Origin of the sequence: Dinghuibacter silviterrae (genome assembly GCF_004366355.1) — a bacterium.
Classification (GTDB): domain Bacteria; phylum Bacteroidota; class Bacteroidia; order Chitinophagales; family Chitinophagaceae; genus Dinghuibacter; species Dinghuibacter silviterrae.
Map to the genome: position 1 here is coordinate 1243349 of NZ_SODV01000002.1, position 22773 is coordinate 1266121.

Annotated in this window: 24 protein-coding genes; 11 read left to right on the plus strand and 13 right to left on the minus strand. The window is 56.9% G+C overall.

Features of this window, described 5'->3' with window-relative positions; all coding sequences use genetic code 11:
- From ccoN to EDB95_RS22435, 6 genes are read left to right on the plus strand one after another with little or no spacing between them, the layout of a single operon-like run.
- Positions 1–2154: a cytochrome-c oxidase, cbb3-type subunit I gene (gene ccoN / locus EDB95_RS22410; RefSeq protein WP_133997591.1), complete on the plus strand. Its 2154-nt coding sequence runs from the start codon at positions 1–3 to the stop codon at positions 2152–2154.
- 10 nt (positions 2155–2164) lie between these two features.
- Entirely contained in the window at positions 2165–2329 is a 165-nt protein-coding gene (locus tag EDB95_RS22415; RefSeq protein ID WP_133997594.1) for a CcoQ/FixQ family Cbb3-type cytochrome c oxidase assembly chaperone, read from the plus strand.
- 10 nt (positions 2330–2339) lie between these two features.
- A complete protein-coding gene (locus EDB95_RS22420) occupies positions 2340–3245 on the plus strand; it encodes a cbb3-type cytochrome c oxidase N-terminal domain-containing protein (RefSeq protein ID WP_162852737.1) in 906 nt (301 codons plus the stop codon).
- 5 nt (positions 3246–3250) lie between these two features.
- Positions 3251–4645: a cytochrome c oxidase accessory protein CcoG gene (ccoG, locus tag EDB95_RS22425; RefSeq protein WP_133997599.1), complete on the plus strand. Its 1395-nt coding sequence runs from the start codon at positions 3251–3253 to the stop codon at positions 4643–4645.
- Positions 4646–4657: 12 nt separating this feature from the next.
- Positions 4658–5089, plus strand: coding sequence for a FixH family protein (locus tag EDB95_RS22430; RefSeq protein ID WP_133997602.1), 432 nt, complete (start codon positions 4658–4660; stop codon positions 5087–5089).
- A gap of 5 nt (positions 5090–5094) precedes the next feature.
- Positions 5095–5775: a sulfite exporter TauE/SafE family protein gene (locus EDB95_RS22435; protein WP_162852738.1), complete on the plus strand. Its 681-nt coding sequence runs from the start codon at positions 5095–5097 to the stop codon at positions 5773–5775.
- Here the strand turns inward: EDB95_RS22435 and EDB95_RS22440 are convergent.
- Positions 5772–7289: a sensor histidine kinase gene (locus EDB95_RS22440; protein ID WP_133997609.1), complete on the minus strand. Its 1518-nt coding sequence runs from the start codon at positions 7287–7289 to the stop codon at positions 5772–5774. The genes EDB95_RS22435 and EDB95_RS22440 overlap by 4 nt on opposite strands.
- A 138-nt stretch (positions 7290–7427) precedes the next feature.
- On the opposite strand from EDB95_RS22440, the gene EDB95_RS22445 reads away from it, so the two are divergent.
- Complete coding sequence (locus tag EDB95_RS22445; protein ID WP_133997612.1) at positions 7428–8201, plus strand: adenine nucleotide alpha hydrolase family protein; 774 nt, start codon at positions 7428–7430, stop codon at positions 8199–8201.
- 2 nt (positions 8202–8203) lie between these two features.
- Here the strand turns inward: EDB95_RS22445 and EDB95_RS22450 are convergent, their stop codons facing one another.
- The 7 genes from EDB95_RS22450 to EDB95_RS27395 all read right to left on the minus strand — a co-directional run bounded on the left by EDB95_RS22450 (position 8204) and on the right by EDB95_RS27395 (position 13347).
- Positions 8204–8935 (minus strand): hypothetical protein, encoded by a 732-nt coding sequence (locus EDB95_RS22450; RefSeq protein WP_133997615.1) that lies wholly within the window; start codon positions 8933–8935, stop codon positions 8204–8206.
- Positions 8901–9254 (minus strand): hypothetical protein, encoded by a 354-nt coding sequence (locus EDB95_RS22455; RefSeq protein ID WP_133997618.1) that lies wholly within the window; start codon positions 9252–9254, stop codon positions 8901–8903. The genes EDB95_RS22450 and EDB95_RS22455 overlap by 35 nt, the downstream gene beginning before the upstream one ends.
- A 12-nt stretch (positions 9255–9266) precedes the next feature.
- The gene (adhP, locus tag EDB95_RS22460) at positions 9267–10289 is read right to left on the minus strand and encodes an alcohol dehydrogenase AdhP (RefSeq protein ID WP_211352180.1); all 1023 of its coding nucleotides are present in this window, start codon (positions 10287–10289) and stop codon (positions 9267–9269) included.
- A gap of 1 nt (position 10290) precedes the next feature.
- A complete protein-coding gene (locus tag EDB95_RS22465) occupies positions 10291–10860 on the minus strand; it encodes a YceI family protein (RefSeq protein ID WP_133997624.1) in 570 nt (189 codons plus the stop codon).
- Positions 10861–10870: 10 nt separating this feature from the next.
- Complete coding sequence (locus tag EDB95_RS22470; protein WP_133997627.1) at positions 10871–12187, minus strand: hypothetical protein; 1317 nt, start codon at positions 12185–12187, stop codon at positions 10871–10873.
- Between the two features lies 1 nt (position 12188).
- Positions 12189–12761, minus strand: coding sequence for a YceI family protein (locus EDB95_RS22475; RefSeq protein WP_133997630.1), 573 nt, complete (start codon positions 12759–12761; stop codon positions 12189–12191).
- Positions 12762–12858: 97 nt separating this feature from the next.
- Positions 12859–13347 (minus strand): hypothetical protein, encoded by a 489-nt coding sequence (locus EDB95_RS27395; RefSeq protein ID WP_162852739.1) that lies wholly within the window; start codon positions 13345–13347, stop codon positions 12859–12861.
- A 37-nt stretch (positions 13348–13384) separates the two neighbouring features.
- Between EDB95_RS27395 and EDB95_RS22485 the strand changes: the two genes are divergently transcribed.
- The 3 genes from EDB95_RS22485 to chrA all read left to right on the plus strand — a co-directional run bounded on the left by EDB95_RS22485 (position 13385) and on the right by chrA (position 16916).
- Positions 13385–14665 carry a serine hydrolase domain-containing protein gene (locus EDB95_RS22485; protein WP_162852740.1) on the plus strand — a complete coding sequence of 427 codons (1281 nt, stop codon included), beginning with the start codon at positions 13385–13387 and terminating at the stop codon, positions 14663–14665.
- 61 nt (positions 14666–14726) lie between these two features.
- Positions 14727–15806, plus strand: coding sequence for a TIGR03118 family protein (locus tag EDB95_RS22490; RefSeq protein ID WP_133997640.1), 1080 nt, complete (start codon positions 14727–14729; stop codon positions 15804–15806).
- Positions 15807–15821: 15 nt separating this feature from the next.
- The gene (gene chrA, locus EDB95_RS22495) at positions 15822–16916 is read left to right on the plus strand and encodes a chromate efflux transporter (RefSeq protein WP_133997643.1); all 1095 of its coding nucleotides are present in this window, start codon (positions 15822–15824) and stop codon (positions 16914–16916) included.
- A gap of 4 nt (positions 16917–16920) precedes the next feature.
- On the opposite strand, the gene EDB95_RS22500 is transcribed toward chrA, so the two are convergent.
- The 4 genes from EDB95_RS22500 to EDB95_RS22515 all read right to left on the minus strand — a co-directional run bounded on the left by EDB95_RS22500 (position 16921) and on the right by EDB95_RS22515 (position 20802).
- Positions 16921–19101, minus strand: coding sequence for a TonB-dependent receptor (locus EDB95_RS22500; RefSeq protein WP_133997646.1), 2181 nt, complete (start codon positions 19099–19101; stop codon positions 16921–16923).
- 56 nt (positions 19102–19157) lie between these two features.
- The gene (locus EDB95_RS22505; protein ID WP_162852741.1) at positions 19158–19715 is read right to left on the minus strand and encodes a hypothetical protein; all 558 of its coding nucleotides are present in this window, start codon (positions 19713–19715) and stop codon (positions 19158–19160) included.
- A 75-nt stretch (positions 19716–19790) separates the two neighbouring features.
- The gene (locus EDB95_RS22510; protein ID WP_133997651.1) at positions 19791–20330 is read right to left on the minus strand and encodes a hypothetical protein; all 540 of its coding nucleotides are present in this window, start codon (positions 20328–20330) and stop codon (positions 19791–19793) included.
- A gap of 64 nt (positions 20331–20394) precedes the next feature.
- A complete protein-coding gene (locus tag EDB95_RS22515; RefSeq protein WP_133997654.1) occupies positions 20395–20802 on the minus strand; it encodes an MGMT family protein in 408 nt (135 codons plus the stop codon).
- 23 nt (positions 20803–20825) lie between these two features.
- Here EDB95_RS22515 and EDB95_RS22520 point away from each other — a divergent pair, with 23 nt between their 5' ends.
- A complete protein-coding gene (locus tag EDB95_RS22520; RefSeq protein ID WP_133997657.1) occupies positions 20826–21449 on the plus strand; it encodes a DNA-3-methyladenine glycosylase family protein in 624 nt (207 codons plus the stop codon).
- Here EDB95_RS22520 and EDB95_RS22525 read toward each other — a convergent pair.
- Positions 21446–22762, minus strand: coding sequence for a hypothetical protein (locus tag EDB95_RS22525; protein ID WP_133997660.1), 1317 nt, complete (start codon positions 22760–22762; stop codon positions 21446–21448). The genes EDB95_RS22520 and EDB95_RS22525 overlap by 4 nt on opposite strands.
- Positions 22763–22773 lie beyond the last annotated feature (11 nt).

Sequence of the window (22773 nt, forward strand, 5' to 3'; positions counted from 1 at the left end):
ATGCAGGTAGAAAAATTCTATTACGACAACCGGACGGTCAAATGGTTTGCCTACGCCGTTTTGTTTTGGGGCGTCGTCGGGATGCTGGCGGGGCTCTGGGCGGCAATCTCTTTGTATTATCCCGCCATGAACCTTGGCTTGCCGGCCACCACCTTCGGCCGGATGCGACCTGTTCACACCAACGCGGTCATTTTTGCTTTTGTGGGGAACGGCATTTTTATGGGAGTGTATTATTCCTTGCAACGCTTGTGCAAGGCCCGGATGTTTAGTGACGTATTGAGCAAGCTGCACTTCTGGGGCTGGCAGGCCATCATTGCGACAGGGGCGATCACGCTTTGGATGGGTAAGACCAGCGGGAAGGAATACGCGGAACTGGAATGGCCGATCGACATCGCCATCGCGGTGGTGTGGATCATTTTCGGCATCAATATGTTTGGCACGTTGCTCAAACGCAGGGAGCGACACATTTATGTTGCCATCTGGTTTTACATCGCCACCTGGGTTACCGTGGCCATGCTCCACATCGTCAATTCCGTGGAACTGCCCGTGACCCTTTGGAAAAGTTACAGCTGGTACGCCGGCGTACAGGATGCCCTGGTACAATGGTGGTACGGGCACAACGCGGTCGCGTTTTTCCTGACGACACCCTACCTGGGCCTGATGTATTATTTCCTGCCAAAGGCCGCCAACCGGCCGATCTATTCCTACCGGCTGTCCATCATACACTTCTGGGCCCTGATCTTTATCTATATCTGGGCGGGCCCCCACCACCTGTTGTACACGGCCCTTCCCGATTGGGCGCAGTCGCTCGGGGTGGTGTTCTCGGTGATGCTGATCGCCCCGAGCTGGGGCGGGATGCTCAACGGCTTGTTTACGCTGAGGGGTGCCTGGGACAAGGTACGCGAGGACCCTGTATTGAAGTTCCTGGTCGTGGCGATCACCTGTTATGGTATGGCGACGTTTGAGGGGCCGATGCTCAGCCTGAAAAACGTCAACGCCATTTCCCACTTCACCGACTGGACGATCGCTCACGTACACATAGGGGCGTTGGGCTGGAACGGCTTTTTGACCTTCGGCGTGTTGTACTGGCTGGTACCCCGTATGTGGAACACCACCCTCTATTCCAAAAAACTGGCCGGTGCCCATTTTTGGATCGGCACGCTGGGAATTGTATTGTATGCGGTCCCCCTTTACTGGGCCGGTTTCACCCAAAGCATGATGTGGAAGAGCTTTACAGACGAGGGCCAGCTAAAGTTCCAGTTTCTGGAAACAGTCACCCACATCCTGCCGATGTACATCGCCAGGAGTATCGGTGGTGCCCTATACATCTCCGGTGTGTTCATCATGATCTATAACCTGGCAAAGACCGCTGCCCAGGGACATTTTGTCGCCAACGAAGCAGCAGAAGCCGCGGCTCTGCCCGAAACGGCGACCACGCACGGCCGGGCCTACTGGCACCGGTGGATCGAGCGCCGCCCCATGCAAATGCTGGTATTCAGCCTTATTGCCGTGGCGATCGGGGGATTGATCGAGCTGGTCCCGACCTTCCTGGTGAAATCGAACATACCGACCATCAGCAGCGTAAAACCCTACACGCCGCTGGAGCTACAGGGGCGCGACATTTATGTGCGCGAGGGTTGCTACCTGTGCCACTCGCAAATGGTCCGGCCCTTCCGGGACGAAGTCGCGCGATATGGTGAGTATTCCAAGGCCGGGGAATTCGTATACGACCATCCCTTCCAATGGGGCTCCAAAAGAACCGGTCCGGACCTCGCCCGCGTCGGTGGCAAATACCCGGACAGCTGGCACTACAATCACCTGCTGGACCCGTCGTCGATGTCGCCGGGCTCGATCATGCCTTCCTACGTATGGCTCTTCGACCACGAAATCGATACCGTCGATACCTATAAAAAGATCCGCGCCATGCAAACGCTGGGCGTCCCTTATCCGGAGGGTTATGCCGAAAAAGCCAACGAAGACCTGGTGAAACAGGAGGCGTCGATCAAGGCGTCACTAAAAGCCGACAAGATCAGTACGGGCCAGAACAAGGAAATCGTCGCCTTGATCGCCTACCTGCAACGCCTGGGGAAAGATATCAAGGCCGCGCCGAAAGAGGAGGCCTCAGCGGACGGCAGTAACGTGATGGGCAATTAAAACACGCACAATGAAATTTATCAACTACCTGGAAAAAATCAGCGGGGTAAGCATCTACGGCATGACCTCCCTGCTGTTGTTCGGTACCATCTTCACGATCATGCTGGTGTGGGCGCTCAGGGCGGACAAGGGGATGATCGAGGAAATCAGGAAGATGCCATTGGAAGAAAAATAAAATGATTGATATGTCTACTTTGGAAAATCCTTTTGTACTGGTGATGACCGGCATCATGGTGGTGCTCCTCCTGGTGATCAAATCGCTGGCCTCGCTCCTGTTGGCGGCGGCCAAACGCTCCTGGAAGGAAGAGCAGAGGGCCAGGGCCGGGGTACTGGCCGCCGCACCGATGATCAGCGGGATTTCAGACACTACCTTTTATATGCTGGTGTCGATTGTGGCCCTGGAGGTGTTGGTGATCCTGTACCTGTTATACAACCTTCGCGTGCTGTTGACAGAGCACAGCGCTCCCAAAGAGCGGAAGTCTATTGACTACCGGGCCATTTGGACGAAAATGAACCGATTCCGCCCAGCCACAGAGGAGTCAGCCATAGACGTCGGTCACGACTATGACGGCATCCGGGAACTGGACAATAAATTACCACCCTGGTGGCTGTATGGATTTTATGCCACCATCATTTTCGCCTGCGTATACCTCTGGCGCTACCACGTCGCGCATTCGGCGCCCCTGCCCGCGGAAGAATACCGGATCGCGGTCGAGCAGGCCGAGATCAAAAAGCAGGAATACCTGAAGAATGCCGCCAACAGCGTGGATGAGAATACGGTCAAACTCTTGACATCACCCGCCGACCTGGAGGCCGGGAAGGCCATCTTTCAAGGCACTTGTTTTGCCTGCCACGGGAAAAACGGGGAAGGGGGCGTCGGGCCCAACCTGACCGATGCGTATTGGCTGCACGGGGGGACCATACAGGACGTTTTCAAGACGATCAAGTACGGCTGGCCGGACAAGGGGATGAAAAGCTGGAAGGATGATTTTTCGCCCGGCCAGATTGCGCAGATTGCCTCTTATGTGAAGTCCCTGGCGGGGACAAACCCACCGAATGCAAAAGCGCCACAAGGAACACTCATGAAATAAATCGTATGGACAACTCCTTCCGGGACCAACTGGCGACCGTGGACGCCAAAGGGCATCGCAAATGGATATTTGCGCAAAAACCGCACGGCAAATGGTATAGCGCACGAACCTATATCAGCTGGTTCTTTTTTGTCCTTTTTTTTGCCCTGCCCTTTGTATACGTCCACGGCCAGCCCTTTTTACAATTCAATATCCCCGAAGCCCGGTTCATCATCTTCGGGAAGATCTTCTGGCCGCAGGATTTTTTCATCTTCGGGCTGGCGACGGTGACCTTTATCATCTTCGTGATCCTGTTCACCGCGGCCTTCGGACGGTTGTTTTGCGGCTGGGTTTGCCCCCAGACAATCTTTATGGAAATGCTTTTCCGGAAATTGGAGTACCTGATCGAGGGGGACGCCGCCCGGCAAAAAATTTTGCAGAAGTCTCCCTGGACCACGGAGAAAATCCTCCGGAAGTCCGCGAAACACGTGGTTTTCTACCTGCTCTCCTTTATCATCGCCAATACCTTCCTGGCCTATATCATCAGTGCCAAAGGACTATGGGCAATCATCACGGGACCGGTCACCGAACACATCCCCGGTCTGTTCGCGATGCTGGTGTTCTCCGGCGTGTTTTATGCGGTGTATGCCTTTTTCCGGGAACAAGCCTGTACGGTGGTCTGTCCCTATGGCCGTCTGCAAGGGGTATTGCTGGACCGGAATTCGATGATCGTCGCCTACGATTATAAACGGGGAGAACCCCGGGGGAAATTCAGCAAAAAAACGGATACCGGTTTGGGCGATTGCATCGATTGCTTCCAGTGTGTAAAAGTGTGCCCGACGGGTATCGATATCCGCAACGGCACCCAAATGGAGTGTGTCGGGTGTACCGCCTGCATCGACGCCTGCAACCACATGATGGAGAAGGCCGGCCGGACACCCAACCTCATCCGCTACGCCTCCGAAAACGGCATATCCGGACATGAGCCGCTCCGGTACACCCTGCGGATGAAGCTGTATACGGCCTTGCTGTCTTTCCTGTTGCTGATTCTTGCGGGTTTGTTGCTCAGCCGTAAAGACGTCGATGCAACGGTCATGCGCACCCCCGGCATGCTCTTCCAGGAACGGGGCGCCGACAGCGTATCCAATTTGTATACGATCAAGGTTGCCAACAAAACGATCCGGAAAGTGCCCCTGGACGTGCGGCTGGTAGACCTGGACGGCAGGGTACAGGTCATCGGGGGAAGCGTCATTCCTTTAAAAGCGGAGGAAGAGGGTAGCGGCACCTTTTTCGTCGTGTTGCCGAAGCATGCCGTAAAAGAACGGAAGACGCGCATCCGGCTTGCCTTGTATGAAGGCGATCATAAAATTGGCGAGATCGGAACAAATTTTCTTGGACCCATCCCCGGTGACGGGGACTAAAACATCTTTATTATGAGTTGGGGTAACAAATTAACGGTGGTATTTATTTTGTTCGGGGCCATGATCTCCTACATGGTATACCGTTGTATGAAAATGCCCGTCGACCTGGTCACGGCGGATTATTATAAAGAGGAGCTGGCCTACCAGGAGGTGATCGACGGCACGAAGGCCGCCAACGCCCTGTCTGCTTTGCCCCGCCTGTCGGAAAACGGGGAACGTATCGAGCTTTGTATGCCCTCGGAGATGCGCGGCCGGTCTCTGGAAGGGTCGATTGTATTCTACTGCCCTTCGGACATGGAAAGGGACAGGCGGGTATCGTTGCAGCCGGATGCGGATGGCCGGCAATGGATACAGTTACTCCCTGCCGGCAACTATACTGCAAAGGTGAGCTGGCGTTCAGGTGGGAAACTGTACTACGCGGAACAGCCGGTCTATATACATTGATTCTTATGGTCGCTTCTCTTTTTGCAGCCTTCCTCCTGGGGTTCGCGGGTAGCGCCCATTGTGTGGGTATGTGTGGGCCGCTCGTCTTATCCATGCCTGTGCGGCACCTGCCGGAGGCAGCGCGATGGCGCGCATCCGGCTTGTACCATGCCGGCCGGATCGGGGTGTACGCATTGGGCGGGCTTCTTTTTGGATTGGTAGGGCACCAGTTCGTGTTGGCCGGGTGGCAGCAGGGGTTGTCGATCGCGCTGGGCGCGGGACTTTTGTGCAAGCTCGTCCTCCGGGGGCCACGGTTCAAGCCGGGCGGGCTGCACCTCCAAAAAACCATCACATGGCTATGGACTTCCCCCTCCCGCGGCAAATACTTCTGGATGGGCGCCGCCAACGGCCTCTTACCCTGCGGGATGGTCTATATCGCCATTGCCGCCGCCCTTACCAGCGACGGCCCCGTAAAGGCCACGGCCTTTATGGCATTTTTCGGCCTGGGCACCCTGCCCATGCTGTTAGGGCTACAGGTCACAGGCAGGATGGTGGGCATGACCACCCGGCAAAATTTGAGAAGGGCCTTGCCTTACCTGACGGCACTCATGGCCGTTTTATTGATCCTGCGAGGGCTGAATCTGGGTATACCGTTTGTAAGCCCGGTACTGGCGGGAAGACCGCCCCAGGCGATCCGGTGCCATTAGCCGATGCGCTCCGGCAGCTCGATCGTGACACTTGTTCCTTCTCCTTCTTTGCTGTCAAGCCATATATCCCCATCGAGCAGGTCCAGGTACCGGCGGACAATGTGCAACCCCAGCCCGGTTCCTTCGATGTTGAGCGCGTTTCCGCCCCGGAAAAAGCTGGTGAACAAGTGTTGTTTGTCTTCCGTGGAAATGCCGATGCCGTTGTCCCGGACGGTGACCGTGATGTGCCGATCCGGGTGGCGGCGTCCCTCCAGGTGGATGGGTGCCCCTTCCGGGCTGAATTTTGAGGCATTGTTCAGGAGGTTCACCAGGATGTTTTTCAAAAGCCGTTTGTCGGAATAGAGGAGCTGGTCGTCCGGGCAGTTGCAGTGGATGACCTGACCGGGTTTGGCGAGCGCCTGCATTTCTTCGGTGACCTCCTCCAGCAGGGGGGCAAGGGACATCCACGCCGGTTCGGCCCTGACCTTACCCTCTTCGAGCCGGCCGAGGGACAGGAAGTCATCCAACAGGTTATTGAGGTGCTTGACGGCGTCCCGGGTGCGCTTGATGTGTTTATCCCGTTTGTCCTGGTCTTCGGTTTGTGTGTACCGGGCCAGTAAATTGGCGGAAGACAGGATGGTGCTTAGAGGTGTCCGGAATTCATGAGACGCCATCGACACGAAACGGGACTTGATCTCCCCCAGTTCTTTCTCCTTGCTCAGGGCGGCGTTCAATTCCTCCTGGGACCGTTCCAGTTCCTGGAGCGCCTCGCGCAGGATGGCGGTGCGTTGTTCGACCTTGACCTCCAGACCGGTATTTAACTGCAGCAGCTCCCTTTCGGATTGTTTGCGCTGGCTGATGTCGACGATAAAAGCGATGACGAACATCCGGCCGTATTGCCGGTAGTGGCTTAGACTGACTTCCACCGGGAATTCGGTACCGTCCTTCGCCCGTGCAAAAAGATCCCGTCCGTGGCCCATGGCCCGGTTCCCGGGTTGTTGGTAGTACCGGTCGCGATGCCCGGCATGAGCTGGGTGAAAACGATCCGGGACCAGCTTGTCGATGTTCGCCCCGGTCAATTCTTTGCTGGCGTAGCCAAACATGGCCGCCCCGGCGGGATTCAACAACACGATGACCCCCCGGTCGTCGGTCAGGATGATGCCTTCGGTGGCGTGCTCGAAGAGGGCCCGGAACTGGTGTTGATCGGCTTCGATCGAGCGGTACAGTTTTTTTACATAGAGAATAAAAACCGTTGTCAGGATGATGATGATCAGGGAAAAAAGGTGCTGGAATATAAGCTGTTTCCGGTCGGCGTTCTCCGTGCTGTAAAAAGAAGCCAGGATGACAAGGGCGACGCCTGTCCAGCCGAAAACCCGTGTATAGTGGTCGCTTTTCAGGAAAACCGTCAGCAGGATGGCGACGATGAGACCGCCGTCGAACAGGGTGTAAGAGGGGTAGAGATATTGAAGCAGCGCCGAACCAAGGGTGACCACGGTACAGCTCAGTAGGATGTGCTGGGCTCGCTCTTTAAACATCCGGTAAAATACGCGGACCGGGCCCGGTGTTCCCTGAGCAGCGTCAGGGGCCGGGTTGACTTTACTCATGACCTGTCCGACACCCTGTCATTGACGGGAAAGCAACTGTATTGTTCCTTTGGGTCAAAAAAGGTTCGTATGAAAAAGGTGCTCGTTCACATTGAAAAGGGACATTATCCGCAGGAATTGCTGGATTTCGTCGGCAAGATGGACCCGTTGGGCCACATTGCCCTGACAGCGGCTTTCCTACCGGAATCGGACTACGCCGGGGTGGCGGCGGCAACACCGGACCTGCCTCACCACAGACAAAAGTTGGGTGATTTTTGCACCGACCGGGGTATCCGGCTGGGCATACATTCGGATTATCACGACTTCGAATTGCCTTGCCTGCAAAGCGAGTCCAGATATGCCGACCTGATGTTGCTGAGTGCCCGCCATTTTTTTGAGACGCAGGCTTCCGAACAGCCGAATGCCTGGATGCGGGAGATGCTCCGGGACGCAGAATGCCCGGTGCTGTTGCTGCCGGATAACGCTCCACTGCCGGGGGAACTGATCCTGGCCTATGACGGGTCGGCGGATTCGATGTACGCGATCCGGCAGTTTGCCTACCTGTTCCCGGAATTGATGGGCGTTCACGCCACGCTCGTCTTTATCAGCAACAACCCCGAGGCACAGATCCCTCACGCGGCAGGCGTCCGGGAGTTTTGCGTGACGCATTACAAGCGCTTCCGGATGTTAAGGTTGACCATGAAACCGGTCGAATTCTACCATACCTGGATCGGCATGATGACCCACCCCTGGTTGATCACCGGCAGCTACGGGCGTTCCTTCCTGTCGGAAATGCTGTCCAAAAGTTTTTCTTCGGAGGTCATACGGGAGCACAGGATCCCGGTATTCGTGGCCCATCGTTGACATCACGCATGCGCAATGAATATGGGCAGCGTGTGTCTTCGGATAACATCTTCGATAAAACTGGGTTTCCCCACGTAGGAAAGCCCCGAACGGCCGAACGACCCGCTCACCAGGAGGGCGTCCTTTTTCCCGCTGATCCAGGTGGAGAAGAAATCGGCGGCCTTGAAGTGTAATTTGCTGTAGCTCATATTATCGAACTTGAGCTGGGCGAACCGCTTGAGTTGCTCCTGGTCGGGCATGTCCAAGTTGCCTTCGTCCCTGGCGTACATGATCTCCGTGGGCAGGTCGGCCAGGTCGGGGAAAAGATAGCAGAATTGCCGGAGGGCGAACATACTTTCCTTGCTGCCGTCGTAGGCAATATAGACATGCCCGATCTTTTTGAAGCCCTCGGGTATGATCATGACAGGACATTCAGCGGCGCGCAGGGCTTCATTGTTCCCCTCGCAAAACAACTCCGCGCTGGCGAGCATTACGTCCGCAAAACGGCTTTCCCGGGCCAGCAAGTCCTTGTTCCACGGCTGGTCGTTGTCTGCAATATCATATCGAATGTAGTGTTGCGCGCACTCGCTGGCGAACAGCGCTTTTTGTCCTGCGACCGCCGGGGCGTCGCAGCCGGTCGGCCGGAAAAACAGCCCACGGGCGTGAACCCGCTCCTGAAGCTGAAGCGCGCGAAGAAGGTGGAAAGCCCCTTGCGGAAGCTCATGGCTGGCGCTGACAAAAAGTACCTGTTTCATAACCGATTTGATTTTGTTGATAGAGTGTCCAATTCCGGGTCATCCGGGTTTCCATCCAGGAATTACCCGCCCGTCTCAACACCTGGATGGGGTACCCGAACCATTGTTCGAGCGCTACTTCCAGGTCGGCGACTGTCATGTCGTCGCTCATGCCGATAACCCGGATCAGGAGATCCGCCGCTTGTTGCCGCCCGGTGGTGTCCGACCCGCTGACGACCACAACGCCGGCCCGCTTTACCCACTGGATGCACAGGTAAGGATAAGCTTCGTTGAACTGGCGTTGTATTTCGGCAAAAAGGCGCTGCCGTATCGTATCCATGGTCACGAGGTTTTATGCAATTTTCAAAACGATCCGCCCCTCGATCTCCCCTTTACGCATCGTGTCAAAGACATCGTTGATGTCTTCGAGCCGGGCGGTATGCACGGTGGCCTTTACCCGTCCGTCGACCGCGAAATCGATGGCCTCCTGGAGGTCCTGCCGGGTCCCTACGATGGACCCGCGGACGGTATACCGGTTGAGCACGGTGTCGAAAATGGGAAGGTCAAAACCGCCGGGGGGCAGACCGTTGAGCGAAATTGTCCCCTTACGCCTCAGAGCGGACAGTCCTTGTTTAAAGGCGATGGGGGACACGGCAGTCACGAGGACACCGTGCATGCCGCCCACTTCCTTTTTCAGGAAGGCCCCGGGGTCCTGTTTCTTGGCATTGACGACGAGGCTGGCGCCTAATTTTTTGGCCAGTTCGAGTTTGTCGTCGGACACGTCAATGGCGGCCACCTGGAGGCCCATCGCCTTGGCGTATTGCACGGCCAGGTGACCCAACCCACCTATCCCGGAGATGGCTACCCATTGGCCGGGACGGGTATCGGTTTCCTTGAGACCCTTGTAGACCGTCACGCCGGCGCAGATGATCGGCGCCATCTGGACGAAGTCGATGCCCGCGGGGAAATGCCCCACGTATCGCGCATCAGCCAGGACGTATTCTGCGTATCCGCCATCCACGCTGTAGCCGCCGTTCTGCTGGTGTTCGCAAAGCGTTTCCCAGCCGGTGATACAGTATTCGCAACAGCCGCAGGCGCTGTACAGCCAGGGGACGCCGACGATATCGCCCTCCTTGACATTGCCTGCTTCCGGGCCCACGGCCACCACGAAACCAATAGCTTCGTGCCCGGGAACCAGCGGCATTTTGGGTTTTACCGGCCAGTCGCCGGAAACGGCGTGGAGGTCGGTATGACAGACACCGCTGGCGATCACTTTAACGAGCGCCTGGTGGAGACCGGGAACGGGAATGGGGCGTTCTTCTATGTGCAAGGGCTGGCCGAAATCACGGACGACAGCCGCCTTCATGGTTTTCATATCAATTGATTTGTTTTAGATAAAGGGAAAAATGGACATCCAGCGTGTCGTTGACCTTGATCAACCCACCCATTTTCCGTGGAGGGTCCAGGGCAAAGTCGTGAAAGGCCAGTGTCCGTTTGCCGTCGAGTTCCAGGACGCCCGGCTCCGACCGGAGGATGGTATAGTCGATCTCGAAAAGCCGGCAGGTACCCGCCAGCTCGATCTCCACCCAACCTTTTACGGCCTCAGGACAGCAGCGGGCGGAGGGCATTCTTTCCAGGTTGATAAAACTGATTTTCAACTGGGGAAAGCGGTTGGCCCGGACCGTTGTTTTGAAATCGTCCGTCATCACCTTGTTGTGACAATCGAAGTCGTCGATGTTGAGCCGGACGGTCCCGCAGAGGGGAATGCCGGGGACGGATCCCCGGCTTCCCTCCGGCAGGAAATACAACGTATCCGGCTCGGCGCACTGCGGAACACCGCAGGTGAAATGGTTGATGTTGGTATGGCCTGCGATGCAAAGGCTGCTGCTTTTCTGGACGACCCACCGGCTGCCCAGGAGGATCATCAGAAGAATGAGGAGTTGCATACAATGCGTTTTAGAATCCTACGGTGGCGGCGATGACGTACCCATTGAACTTACCACCGCTCCGGTAATCGGACGCAGGGAAGTCCAGGTAGTTCTGGGTGACGTATTCGCCCTTCAGCAAGATGTTCTTTGTCAGGAACCAGCCGCCCGCCGCTGCAAAACGGTTGATGGTCACGGGAGAGGGCAGGCCTTTCAGCTCTGCGGTCACCCCGTTGTAGCGGACCCCGACAAACAGGTTCTCTTTGGGACCGAAACGGTAGATGCCGTCCACGGCATACTGGTTGAACTGGCGGTTGGACACTTCGGTGCCGGTGCGTCCCTGGCCGTGTTCGTAGGTGCCGAAGAATTCGAACCCGGCTACTTTGGCAAAGCCGTTCAGCATCATCGCGTCGACCTTATAGCTAAAACCCGGGTTCAGCCGGCCCGAGAAGGCGTCGGCTTCGTAGGCGCTGGTACCGCTGGGGGGGACGGTATAGGGTTGCTCCATGACCATCCAATAGGACGAGCCCGCACGGTCCCCGAAATACAGGTCATTGCTGGACGAGCTTCCATCATGGTAGTAAGAGGCGCTCACCCGCAGCCGGACGCGGCCGGGAAGCGTGGGATCATACCCGATCTTTCCATAGACGGCCGGGTTTTTCCGGATGTTGCCGTTTTGGGTGGTGACGGCCACGGAGTCGATGCTGGCTTTGAGCATCCCGTTGGTCAGGCCGACCATGCCAAAGAGGCCGTTCTTCTGGACCATGACCTCACCCCCGATTTCGGTGGCAAACGCGTCCACGATGTAGTTTTCGATAAAGGGGTTGTACATAGCGTGTCCCCCGTCCGTGCGGCGGAAGTGCTGGTCGCCGTAGTTGATCTCCATTTGCCCCAGCTTGATCGTCGTGTACTTCATGATATCCGACCAGATCTGCCCCTTGAACGGCAGTTTGTCGAACTGCAGGTAGCCGCCGCGCACCCAGGTTTCATTGTGGTGGCGTGTGGAAAGATAAAGACTCACGTTTAGGTGGATCCCGTCGGCCAGGAGGAAGTCCGTGTACAGGTTGGCTTCGGCCTGGTTAAAACCGGGGCTTATCTTATACAGGGGGAATTTCCCGTTCTCTCCGGAGCTGTTCTGGTCTTTCAGGTTTTGGAATTCCTGGGTGAACCCGGCACCGATGCGTAAGGTCGGACCGGTGTACGCCAGGGTATCTTTCCTGGTTTCGAACTGGTTGATCCCGTGCTGGTCATAAGGGCGCATGTTCGGGATTTGCCCCTGAAGCAACTGTGCTGACGCGGAGGTTCCCAGCAAAGCCAGCAGGCATGAGCAGAAGAAATAGCGTTTCATGTTAAGCTTTTTTTAGTGTTAGGTGAAAGGTTAAGACGATGTCGTTTCCGGTCCTGACGGTACCGAAGGCGAAAGTGGGCGGGTCGATCTGGAAGTCCCGCATGCTGATTTTTTTGGTCCCGGTCACCGTAATGGTATTGTCGGGGTTGGTCTTGCAAAAAGCAACGACGTCCTCATCCCGGGTGGAACCGGCGATCGTCAGCTTCCCTTTGCAGGTGACGGTGCTGCCACCTTTTCCCCCGGCCACGCTGACCGAACTGAGGGTATAGGTAATCGTGGGGTTCTGGTCCGTCTTCAGGGCTTTGTAGGCATTGTTGTCCATACCGCTGTGGTCGCTTTTGAGCGCGGTGGCCGGCGTGGAAAAACTAAGGGTGTTCAGGGCGGACACCTGGCCGGCCGGATCCACGTTGAGCGTGGCAAAACAGCTCGACTGTATGGACTTCATGGTCCAGTCATGCAGGGTCGAGGTGCCGCTGATGACCAGCTCCGTTGCCGTGCCGGTGTACCGGCTTTGCGCACTGGCAAAGATGCCCGGGAGCAGGAGCACAAGGAAAAGGGATAGGCGGGGATACATGATGCGTGGTTTTACACAAAAGTATCCCGGGCCCTATGCCCCGGGCATGACGGTGATTAGGGGTAGGGGTGAGTTTGAACAGGAAAACGGGTGATCTTTATCTGAAGGGAATCAGTACCCCGCCGCTTAACCCGATGGACTGATTGTTCCCTTTCGCAAAATCAATGTCATAGTCGGGTTCGAGGTAAAGCCCCCATTTTTTTGTTTTGAATGGCCAGTACATAAAATCTCCCGCTATTTCCAACCCGATGGTGGTGTTGTCCGCTTTTGAGTAAGAAAACTCCGGGCCGATACCCGCCATAAATTCAAATTTCTCCGACAGGGTGAACGGCTTTTTGAATAGTACGTCAAACGTCCATTCGGTGGAGTGGCCGTCGGTCAGTGGAGTCAGATCCATTTCGATTTCCAGCCATTCATCGATGGGCGTGAATTCTATGCCCAGGTTGGGTCCATAAGAAAAGGAGCCGTCTTTCAGACCTTTGTTGATGGCCGCGCCCAGTTCTGCAATGGGAGGCTCGCTTTCTTTTTGGCCGTACGAGAGGGTTACAGATAAAGTGAAAAAGGAGAGAAGGAAAACACTTTTCATTGATTCCAAATATAGCTTTGTAATTTTACACTCAACCATGAATCCGCCGAAGAAATTCCCCTATTTTTTCCTCCTAACCCTTCTCCTCTCCCTTGGCCTCTTCCTGTGGGAAACGTTTCCCCTGCTCAGCGGCTATGGTGCAAAGGTTTGCTGCTCCGGGGTCTTTATATCCCACCGGGATCCCGATAGTGTCATCGCAAACGACCTGGGTCGTTTCCCTTTCAACTTAGCCAACTATCAGGTCGATGGGAAGGACAGTTCCGTGCGTGCCACCGTATGGGGCATGGCGGTGAAAAAGGCTATTTATCATACCGGGCTGGGCGCCGTCCTGGTCAATGGGACCACGGAAGCGGCACTAAGGCAATCGTGGCGGAACATCCAAACAGCGGTCCCACCAAAAGACACGCTGCCGCTCGACAACGGTGACACGGCCGCACTGGCCGGGATGATAAAGAAGGAAGTAGGCCGCAACGGCACCCGCGGCTTGATCGTCCTTTACAAAGACAAGGTCATCGGGGAGGGGTACGCCCCCGGTTTTGATCAAAACACCCCCCTGGCCGGCTGGTCCATGACCAAAGGTATCGTCAGCGCACTCCTCGGTATTCTCGTCCGCGAAAAACGGCTCGACGTCCGGGCCCCCGCACCCGTCGCCGCCTGGAAAGACGATAACCGGCGCACCATCCGGACCATAGACCTCATGCAGATGCGCAGCGGGCTTCGCTGGTGGGAATGGTACATCGGCCCCTGCCCCTGCACCGATATGCTCTTCAAAGAACGGGACATGGGGGAAGCGGCGGCGCGCAGCTCCCTCAGACACCCTTCCGGCACGGTCTTTAACTACTCCAGCGGAAATGCCAACATCCTTTCTTCCATCATCCGCGGCTGTGTCGATTCGAATGACTACTACCGCTGGCCCTACGAACAATTGTTTTATAAGATCGGGATGATACATACGGTGCTGGAACCCGACGCCGGTGGAACCTTTGTCGGTTCATCTTATTGTTACGCCACTGCCCGCGACTGGGCCCGCCTGGGGCTATTGTATCTTCATGATGGTGTCTGGAACGGTCAGCGGATCTTACCCGAAGGCTGGGTACACGAGGCCACGACCGGAGCGGGTATCTATGGTGCGCTTTGGTGGCTCAACGGTGGCCGCTGGCCGCACGTTCCCACCGACGCGTATGCCGCCGAAGGGTATGAGGGACAATATGTTTTAGTAGTCCCCTCGCGTGACCTTGTGGTCGTCCGCCTGGCGCTGGATCGCGGAAAACCGCATCCGGACAGCCTGATGCACGAGGTGCTGCAGGCGCTGCACTAGTAAATTTAATGTACAAATTGTTTTGGAGTGGCTGACTTTTTGTGGCTACACCAATAAAAAAATGGCTACTCCAAAACACCTTATGCGGCTGTCCGTCGTGGGCGGCCTTTTTGTTTGCCTTTTAGGGACAACAAATTGCCGGAAAGTAGTGTTGCGTGCTTTCCTGGACGGCTACCAGCAAACCAACCTGGTGGCGAGCAACGCGAGCTACAGCCCCGTACTGGTCGACTCGCAACTGGTCAACCCCTGGGGCATGGCGTTTACGCCGACCAGTCCCGTCTGGATTTCTGACAATGGGACCGGACTCAGCACGCTGTATGACCATACGGGCAAAAAGATCCCGCTGGTCGTCACCATTCCCTCCCCGGATAGCGCGAAGGAAGGAAAACCCACGGGCGTTCTGTTCAACCCCACTGCCGACTTCATGATCCCGGCCAAACCACCCGTGGCGAGCAGGTTTATTTTTGCTACCGAAGACGGCACCATCATCGCCTGGGGGGGCGGTACCAAAGGGACGATCGTCGCGGATCGCTCAGAGTGGGGCGCTGTGTACAAAGGGATTGCCTTGGACAGTACCGGCGGGCAGCATTTTTTGTACGCCACCAATTTCCACGCCGGGACGATCGACGTTTTCGACAAGGACTTCAACTATGTCAGCGGAACCACCTTTCATGACCCCGGCATCCCCCATGGCTTTGCGCCTTTCAACATCCGGAGCATCGGTGGCTGGTTATGGGTCACTTATGCCAAACAACTGGCGCCCGCAGACCATTACGACGAAGCAGGGCCCGGGAATGGGTTTATCGACATTTTTACACCCGGCGGCGCCCTGGTGTCCCGGTTTGCCACCCGCGGCCCCCTGAACTCACCCTGGGGCATTGTCCCGGCAAAAGAGGGCTTTGTCAAACAGGCAGACAGCGTAAACGTCATCCTGGTGGGCAACTTTGGCGACGGCCGTATCAATATGTACACCGACCAGGGGATCTTTCTCGGCCCTCTGATGGACCACAACCGGCCCATCGTGATCGGCGGTCTGTGGGACCTTGAAAACGACGTTCCCGGTACTACGACAGCACAACTTTTTTTCACCGCCGGCCCCAATGGATCGGATGGAATATTTGGTTTCCTGGAAAGAAAATAGCGCTACCTTCCAGGCATGCGCAAATCCTCCCTTCGTGAACTCGCCTCTTTATTCGGACGGTTAGGACTAACCGCCTTTGGCGGTCCTGCTGCTCATATTGCCATGATGCAAAAAGAAGTGGTGGACAAAAAAGGCTGGATGGACCACCGCCATTTCCTGGACCTGATCGGGGCAACCAACCTGATCCCCGGACCCAACAGTACCGAAATGGCTATCCATATCGGGTATGAACGCGGGGGTTGGAAGGGACTGCTGGTCGCGGGTGCCTGTTTTATCCTGCCCGCGGTGTTGATCACCGCAACCCTGGCCTGGCTGTACCAGAAGTACGGTCACTTGCCGGGCGCGGAAGCATGGGTATACGGCATCAAACCGGCGATCATCCCCGTCATCTTAGGCGCCGTGCACCCCCTGGCCAAAAGGGCCGTACGGACCGTGACGCTGGGGGTCATCGGGTTGCTGGTCCTGGGGGCCTGTCTTCTGGGGTTGGATGAGGTGTATGCGATGTTTGGCGCGGGGGCGGTGACGCTGGGGCTATACCTGTCGAAGCGCCGGTTGAACAGCCTTGCGCCTTTATTGCTCCAGGCGCAAGCCGTCAACCTCAGGGTGTTTCTCATCTTTTTGAAAATCGGCGCTATCCTCTACGGGAGCGGCTACGTGTTGTTTGCTTTTCTGGACCGGGAACTGGTGGCCAAAGGCTTGTTGACCCGGCCCGTGCTCATCGACGCCATCGCCGTGGGACAGTTCACCCCCGGACCGGTCTTCTCGTCGGTCACCTTTATCGGGTGGCAGATGGGTGGATGGAAGGGCGCAGCGCTCGCCACACTGGCGATCTTCCTGCCGTCCTTTGTGTTCGTGGGGCTGCTCAACCCGTTCGTGCCCCGCATGCGCCGCTCCGCCTCTTTTTCCACCTTTCTCGACGGGGTCAATGTCGCGTCGGTCGCCATCATCCTGGTGGTGTGCTGGACGTTTGGCCGGTCCACACTCACAGACTGGCGTACGGCCGTGATCGCGGTCGCCGCCGCTGCCGTAGTGTTTGGCCTCCCAAAAGTCAACAGCGCCTGGATCATAGCGGGCGGGGCCCTTTTAGGCTATGTCCTGGCGCTGTTGTAGCGTTCTACCGGGTATACCGGAACGCAACGCTGATGACCCTGCCGTCGATCGGCGCATATACTTCCTGAAACACCGGGTTTTGCATCGTGCCCGTGAACAGGGGTCCGAACTTACTCTGGCGGGTATCCAGGAAATTTTCCACGTTCAGCATCAGGGAGCAATGGCCCCAGGTGTGTTGCACCATCAGGTCGTTGGTCCAGAAATCGCGAACTGTCTGCCCGTCGTCGAGGACCTGCGTCCCCGTGTAAAACCCTTCTATGCCTGCCTTCCAATGCGGTTCCGCCTCATACGTGAGGGTGCTCACAAACCGATGGTGCGGCGTCAGCGGAAGCTGCGGATCGCCGGAGAGGTATACCCGCCGCGCATCTGTATAGGTGTACCCTATGTAAAGGGAAAAGCGCTCCAGCGTAAACCGCGCGTCGGTCTCCGATCCGCGGCTAAGGACCGGCCCCGGCGCGTTGAGGTAATACAGCCAGCCCCGTTGCAGGCTGTCCTCCTGCGGTATAAGCGCGTGCATGAGCCGGGTATAATACAAATTCTGGTCGATCGTAAACCCGATGTCATCGCCGATATGCCCCTGGTAGTTCACAGAAAGGTTGGCGCTCTCCGAACGTTCCGCCTGCACACTGGACGCGATAGGGTAGACCTGCTGATAACCCTCCTCTTCGTCCGTGGCGTTAAAGATCGTCGGCAGCTTATAGGCCAGCCCGCCGCCGAGACGGATGGACAACGGGCGCACCGGCCGGTACAACAACGCGAGACGGGGCAGGAAATAAAGCGTATGCTCCACATCCGCGCGGGCACCGGCTTCGAGAACGGTCTTTTTGTCCAGCGTCCAGTCGTCCTGTGCAAAGAGTCCTGCGGTGTTGTGGGTATAGCCCAGGTTCCCTTGCGAGCCGCCTGGCTTGAACTGGTCCGTGGTGAGGCCGATACCGGTGACGACGTCGTGAGCGCCCGCCGTCAGGTTATAGCTGGCTTCGGTGAATGACGAGACTTCGGCGCCGGAGAAGCCGGTGGTCGCGAGGCCGCCCGCGCCCCCCGTCGTCTGCTCAATGGAGCGATAAAAGTACCCCACGGTATTCTTGAGTGTGAAGCTTTGCTGCCCGCGCAACTTTCGCGTCATAGAAAGCTGATAGTAGTCCCTGTCGCTGTGGTTCCGCTGAAGGAACGGATGCAGACTATCCGCTCCATGCTCCACCGCCTGAAGGTCCCCGCCATTGCGGTCCTCGGTCGAGATGTTGACGCCCAGGCGAAGGGTGGTGCTGTCATCCGGGTACCAGAAGAAGGTAGGCGCCACCGTGCCCTGCCGGACCCTGGGCAGGTCGGTAAAGCCGTCGTTGTTGACGTCCACCGGGTTTTGCCGGCTGGCCGAACCCATGACCGTCAGCCCGGTGTGTTTTCCCCTATGGCTAAAAAAGCCCCCCAGGTCGGTGCCGCCCTTGTCCGTCTGGTTCAACACCGCGTCCAGGTGCAGGGTAGTATCGGGTGTCCGCGAAATAAGGTTGATTATCCCGGCGATGGCATCCCCCCCGTACAACGCAGAGCCCGCCCCCTTGATGACCTCCACCTGCCGGAGGTCCAGCGGCGGCACCTGGAGGATGCTCAGGCTCCCTGAAAGACCGCCGTACAAAGGAAAGCCGTCCTTCAGGAGCTGGGTGTACCGCCCGTCGAGCCCCTGGAGACGGATCGAGACGTTACCCGACACCGGTGACGTTTGTTGCACCTGTGTCCCCGACAGCTCCGTGAGCAGTTCCCGGATATTGGCCGGCGACTGCGCCGTCCCTTCCTCGATGTCCTCCCGGTCGACCACCTGGATCGTCGTGGGGGTATTCTTCAAAAGACGGTTTGTCCTCGTGGAGGCGATGACCACGTCCTGCATGGTCTCGACCATCGGATCGAGGATGACCGTCAGCGTGGTGTCCCGCTCGCCAACGGAGAGGGAGAATTCTTTTTCCCGAAAGCCCTCGGAAGTACATTGAAAGGCATACTTCCCGGGTTTTAGCCCGGGCAGGACGGCTACACCGTTGGAATCGGCGGCTGCAGACGTGCCTGTCGGCCGCACCTGAACGGTGACCCCCGGTATGGATTGATGCGTATCGTCATTGATAAAATGCAAGGTCGTATGATGCTGGGCCAGGACCGGTTTGCTGCACAGGAGCAGCAGCAGTCCTAAGAACTGTTTCATGAATTTGATTTTTTGAAAAAAATTTGATGACCGCTACAAGAGAAGACAGGGCGGCATCAAAGACGAAGGGTGCACCACCGCAACCAGAGTGGCGTAGCGTCTGCGTGAAGAGAGGGTAGGGCACACCGGGATGGTGTTACCCGTTCAGGCCGGGCATGCGTATCCGCAACGACCCGTGTTTCGGTTTGCCGGATGGCTTGCTGCCCGGAAGCGGCTGTTCCGGTCGCGGCGACCGTGCCGCTGCTGGTCGATGCGGCCGTGTCAACGGTCGTCGTGCGTCCACTCCATTCAAGCGAAGACAACACAAACAGCGCCCAAGTCGCGATCAGCAACCCCTGGCGAAGGTACTTCCGGCTAAACGTCCAGGCTTTTAGCAACGTTTCCTGGCCGGCGAAAGGTTTCCGGATGGTCCGGGGGACACGGCCAACGGCTTCCCCAAAACCGATCAGGTGTTCGGTCAGACCGGTGAACAAGAGAAAAAGGCTCGACAACAAATTCCCCTTCCGCACAAAGGTGGGCAGGAGGACCTGGCGGATGACGCGGTATACCAAAAAGAACAACGCGCAACCCAGGGCAATGAGCGGGGGCAAATATGGCTGGAGCTTTTTCAACACAACTGGGGTAAAGGTACCCACCAATTTTGTTGATATTCTGAAGTAGGGGGCACCTTTAGGGTGCCCCCTGTTGGATTAGTTGAAGGTAAAACCAATCTGCAAATTGGCGCCGATCGATGCGGGCAGGCTGTTCCCAAAACGGGCGGGAAGCGATACTGAAAACCAGTAGTCCAGGTCCTTGGTGCGCAGGTATACTTTGTTAAAGACGGGGGTAACACCGTAGCGTCCCTGGGTTTCGAAGGCAAGCCGGGTAATGATGTTGAAGCCATGACCAAACCGGAAAATGGGGCCCGGGTCGAACAGCACGTTGCTCGTCTTGCTGGTTCCCTGTTTGCCGTCACTTTTTTGCCAGACAACCGATGGCGTGATTTCGTAGCTAAAGCCAAAGTGTTTGCTATAGTAGACGTTTATGCCTACGGGGAAGCCGATCGTTGTATTGGACTGGAATTCGGTGGTGGTGGTTTTGTTGTTGATGGTTACCCAGGGGATGATAAAGCTGAGGTAGGCTTTGGTCAGGTGGTACTGAGGGACCTCAGGTTTTGTAGTCGAATCGGTTTGGGCAAAAAGGCATAATGTACTCAGGAGCAGCGAAATGGTGAAGATTAGTTTATTCATCTATATAATAATTTATGGCAATATAGGCATAAAATTATTATTGAAAACATGATTTATATCATATTTATAATTCTTTACATGGATCCCAGAAAACCACCTTGAAGTTGACGACCTTGTCCCCTTTTACGGTGACCCCTTCCTTTTCAAGTAAAAGTTTACGTGGTTGAGTATGCTCACCCGTCAGACGCCCGGCACTGTTGACGACGCGTTGGGCAGGCACGTCTTTACCGGCTGTGCGCATGGCCCTGCCCACCATCCGCGGGTTGGGGAGACTGAGTACCGCCGCAATGGCTCCGTAGGAGGTGACCCGTCCCGGTGGGATTTGCCGGACGAGGTCGTGGATGAGGCCGGACAGGGATTCGTCTTTTTGACCGGAGGGTTTTACGGCGATGAGCCGCTCCTTGGGCGCTGAGGCGCTTCGCCGCCCAGGCGCTGCCGCGCCATGCGGCGCCGCTTTTTTCGCATTTTTCATGATCAAATTTACCTTTATCCCCCATGATCCGGAGATTCAACAAGCGGAACTTCCACAAGATCTGCGACCAGCTTGCAACAGCTGACCCTGACTTAGGAGCCATCATCGACACGCACCGTTATCCGCCGATGTGGACCCGGCCGAATACCTTCGACACCCTGGTCCATATCATCCTGGAGCAACAGGTGTCGCTGGCCTCGGCCCTGGCCGCGCTCCACAAACTGAGGGGCAAACTCGGCGAACTCACCCCGGCCGGGCTGTTGGTCCTGACCGACGAGGAAATGAAGGCGTGCTACGTCAGCCGCCAGAAAGCCATGTATACCCGTGGCCTGGCGACGGCCTTGCTCGAAGGTCAACTGGACCTGGAAGCGCTGGAGTCGCTCCCGGACGATGAAGTAAGGGCACGGCTGATTCTTCTGAAGGGGATCGGTCACTGGACCATCGACGTCTACCTGATGTTCGTCCTGCAACGCACCGACGTCTTTCCCACCGGTGACCTGGCCGCCATGAACGCGCTGAAAAGGATAAAGAAGCTGCCAAAGGATACGACAAAAGAGCACCTTTTACACATTGCCGCTGCCTGGCAGCCTTATAGGACGGTGGCTACCATGTTGCTTTGGCATTTGTATCTGTCGTCGCGGCGCTAGTGCTGAAACTCGCTAAAGGACATCCCCTGAAACTCCGTTTGTTTCTTAAACCGCTCTACATCGGTAAACCCTAACGCCACCGCCTTTCGAAGATCTGGTGCCACCTGGGCCGCCTGGCCTTCGCGGACATCGCAAACCGCAGACAGGTACCAGGCTTCGCTGTTGGTCGGGTCGACCTGCTGGTAGAGGTTGATAAAATAACGGGCCCACTGGTTCTCCGCGGTGCCGAGCAGGCGGGTGCTGTACATATAGAATTCAAGGGAGAGAAAAGCCTGGAGCCGCTGGGACATGGCGGAGGGATCCCGTTGCAAAGAATCGATGACGTGTGTCCAATAGGGTTTGGCGGCTTGTTCGAAGTGATCCGCAAACACCTGTTTGGCGGCCTGTTCGCGGGCAAAAAGCGCCGATTGGGCCTCCTCCTCTTTGCGGTAGGCCGGGCTGCGGGCCAGGGAGTCGCCCACCTGTTGGAAGACACCCGCACCGGGGTAGAGCTTGCCCAGGAAAGCCGTCGTGAGGTTGCATTCCCGTTCCGCTGCGATTACGTGCCCGGCTTTCAGAAAACCGGTTAACCGGGTATGGCTGGAAGCGATATACCGTTGGATAAACGGTGTGTCCGTGGGGATCCATTGTTGCAGCATGGCGTCAAACTGCCAGCCCGCAAAAGCCAGCGCCATGGTCTGTGCCGGCGCCCACTCGTGTTTGCCGTCGAAAAAAAGGAGGCGGTGCCGCGTCGTGGTGCCTTCCAGGTCCTTGTCGAAGGCGGCGAGGTCGGTCATATTCATATCGCCCTCTCCGGCGATGAGGGTCACTGTGAAGTCGACATTGCTGGCGTTGACACCGTCGGGGAACCCCGCTCCGTTCAGGATCACCCCTTTGATCCCCGGGTGCATGATGGATAAATAGCTGGCGACCTTGGCGCCGCCGGAAAAACCACACGCATACACCCGGTTGCTGTCGATGGGCAGCCGGTCTCTTGTATCCTGTGTGAGTGTTCCCCAGATCCGGTCGCTCTGATCGTAGTCGTTGCCGTTTTTGGAATTGTTGCTGCCGACCAGGATAAACCCAAACGTGTCGGCCAGCGCCTTGTATTTCGATATGGGGAAGACGCCCTTGCCGTGCGAATCAAAAAGATAAACCACCGGCAACCGCCCGTCGCGCACGGGGACGTACAAAGCATAAGACTGGCTCGTATCTGCCGTACAGAGGACGGTGTCGATCACCTTTCCGCGGGGGAGCATATCTGCGACCTTGTTCTTGCCGGCGCAGGCCCCGCAGGCGAAGAGGAGCGGCCAGAAAAGCCGGATCAGTTTCATGCCTTAAATGT

What these genes read in the sequence shown, in the direction of transcription:
- EDB95_RS22475 (WP_133997630.1), bottom strand. Translation starts at nt 12,761, where the DNA reads ATGTATCCCCGCCTATCCCTTTTCCTTGTGCTCCTGCTCCCGGGCATC.
- EDB95_RS22510 (WP_133997651.1), bottom strand. Translation starts at nt 20,330, where the DNA reads ATGAATAAACTAATCTTCACCATTTCGCTGCTCCTGAGTACATTATGC.
- EDB95_RS22470 (WP_133997627.1), bottom strand. Translation starts at nt 12,187, where the DNA reads ATGAAACGCTATTTCTTCTGCTCATGCCTGCTGGCTTTGCTGGGAACC.
- chrA (WP_133997643.1), top strand. Translation starts at nt 15,822, where the DNA reads ATGCGCAAATCCTCCCTTCGTGAACTCGCCTCTTTATTCGGACGGTTA.
- EDB95_RS22435 (WP_162852738.1), top strand. Translation starts at nt 5,095, where the DNA reads ATGGTCGCTTCTCTTTTTGCAGCCTTCCTCCTGGGGTTCGCGGGTAGC.
- EDB95_RS22415 (WP_133997594.1), top strand. Translation starts at nt 2,165, where the DNA reads ATGAAATTTATCAACTACCTGGAAAAAATCAGCGGGGTAAGCATCTAC.
- EDB95_RS22465 (WP_133997624.1), bottom strand. Translation starts at nt 10,860, where the DNA reads ATGCAACTCCTCATTCTTCTGATGATCCTCCTGGGCAGCCGGTGGGTC.
- EDB95_RS22525 (WP_133997660.1), bottom strand. Translation starts at nt 22,762, where the DNA reads ATGAAACTGATCCGGCTTTTCTGGCCGCTCCTCTTCGCCTGCGGGGCC.
- ccoN (WP_133997591.1), top strand. Translation starts at nt 1, where the DNA reads ATGCAGGTAGAAAAATTCTATTACGACAACCGGACGGTCAAATGGTTT.
- EDB95_RS27395 (WP_162852739.1), bottom strand. Translation starts at nt 13,347, where the DNA reads ATGAAAAGTGTTTTCCTTCTCTCCTTTTTCACTTTATCTGTAACCCTC.
- EDB95_RS22440 (WP_133997609.1), bottom strand. Translation starts at nt 7,289, where the DNA reads ATGTTTAAAGAGCGAGCCCAGCACATCCTACTGAGCTGTACCGTGGTC.
- adhP (WP_211352180.1), bottom strand. Translation starts at nt 10,289, where the DNA reads ATGAAAACCATGAAGGCGGCTGTCGTCCGTGATTTCGGCCAGCCCTTG.
- EDB95_RS22515 (WP_133997654.1), bottom strand. Translation starts at nt 20,802, where the DNA reads ATGAAAAATGCGAAAAAAGCGGCGCCGCATGGCGCGGCAGCGCCTGGG.
- EDB95_RS22430 (WP_133997602.1), top strand. Translation starts at nt 4,658, where the DNA reads ATGAGTTGGGGTAACAAATTAACGGTGGTATTTATTTTGTTCGGGGCC.
- EDB95_RS22420 (WP_162852737.1), top strand. Translation starts at nt 2,340, where the DNA reads ATGTCTACTTTGGAAAATCCTTTTGTACTGGTGATGACCGGCATCATG.
- EDB95_RS22450 (WP_133997615.1), bottom strand. Translation starts at nt 8,935, where the DNA reads ATGAAACAGGTACTTTTTGTCAGCGCCAGCCATGAGCTTCCGCAAGGG.
- EDB95_RS22520 (WP_133997657.1), top strand. Translation starts at nt 20,826, where the DNA reads ATGATCCGGAGATTCAACAAGCGGAACTTCCACAAGATCTGCGACCAG.
- EDB95_RS22490 (WP_133997640.1), top strand. Translation starts at nt 14,727, where the DNA reads ATGGCTACTCCAAAACACCTTATGCGGCTGTCCGTCGTGGGCGGCCTT.
- EDB95_RS22500 (WP_133997646.1), bottom strand. Translation starts at nt 19,101, where the DNA reads ATGAAACAGTTCTTAGGACTGCTGCTGCTCCTGTGCAGCAAACCGGTC.
- EDB95_RS22485 (WP_162852740.1), top strand. Translation starts at nt 13,385, where the DNA reads ATGAATCCGCCGAAGAAATTCCCCTATTTTTTCCTCCTAACCCTTCTC.
- EDB95_RS22445 (WP_133997612.1), top strand. Translation starts at nt 7,428, where the DNA reads ATGAAAAAGGTGCTCGTTCACATTGAAAAGGGACATTATCCGCAGGAA.
- EDB95_RS22455 (WP_133997618.1), bottom strand. Translation starts at nt 9,254, where the DNA reads ATGGATACGATACGGCAGCGCCTTTTTGCCGAAATACAACGCCAGTTC.
- ccoG (WP_133997599.1), top strand. Translation starts at nt 3,251, where the DNA reads ATGGACAACTCCTTCCGGGACCAACTGGCGACCGTGGACGCCAAAGGG.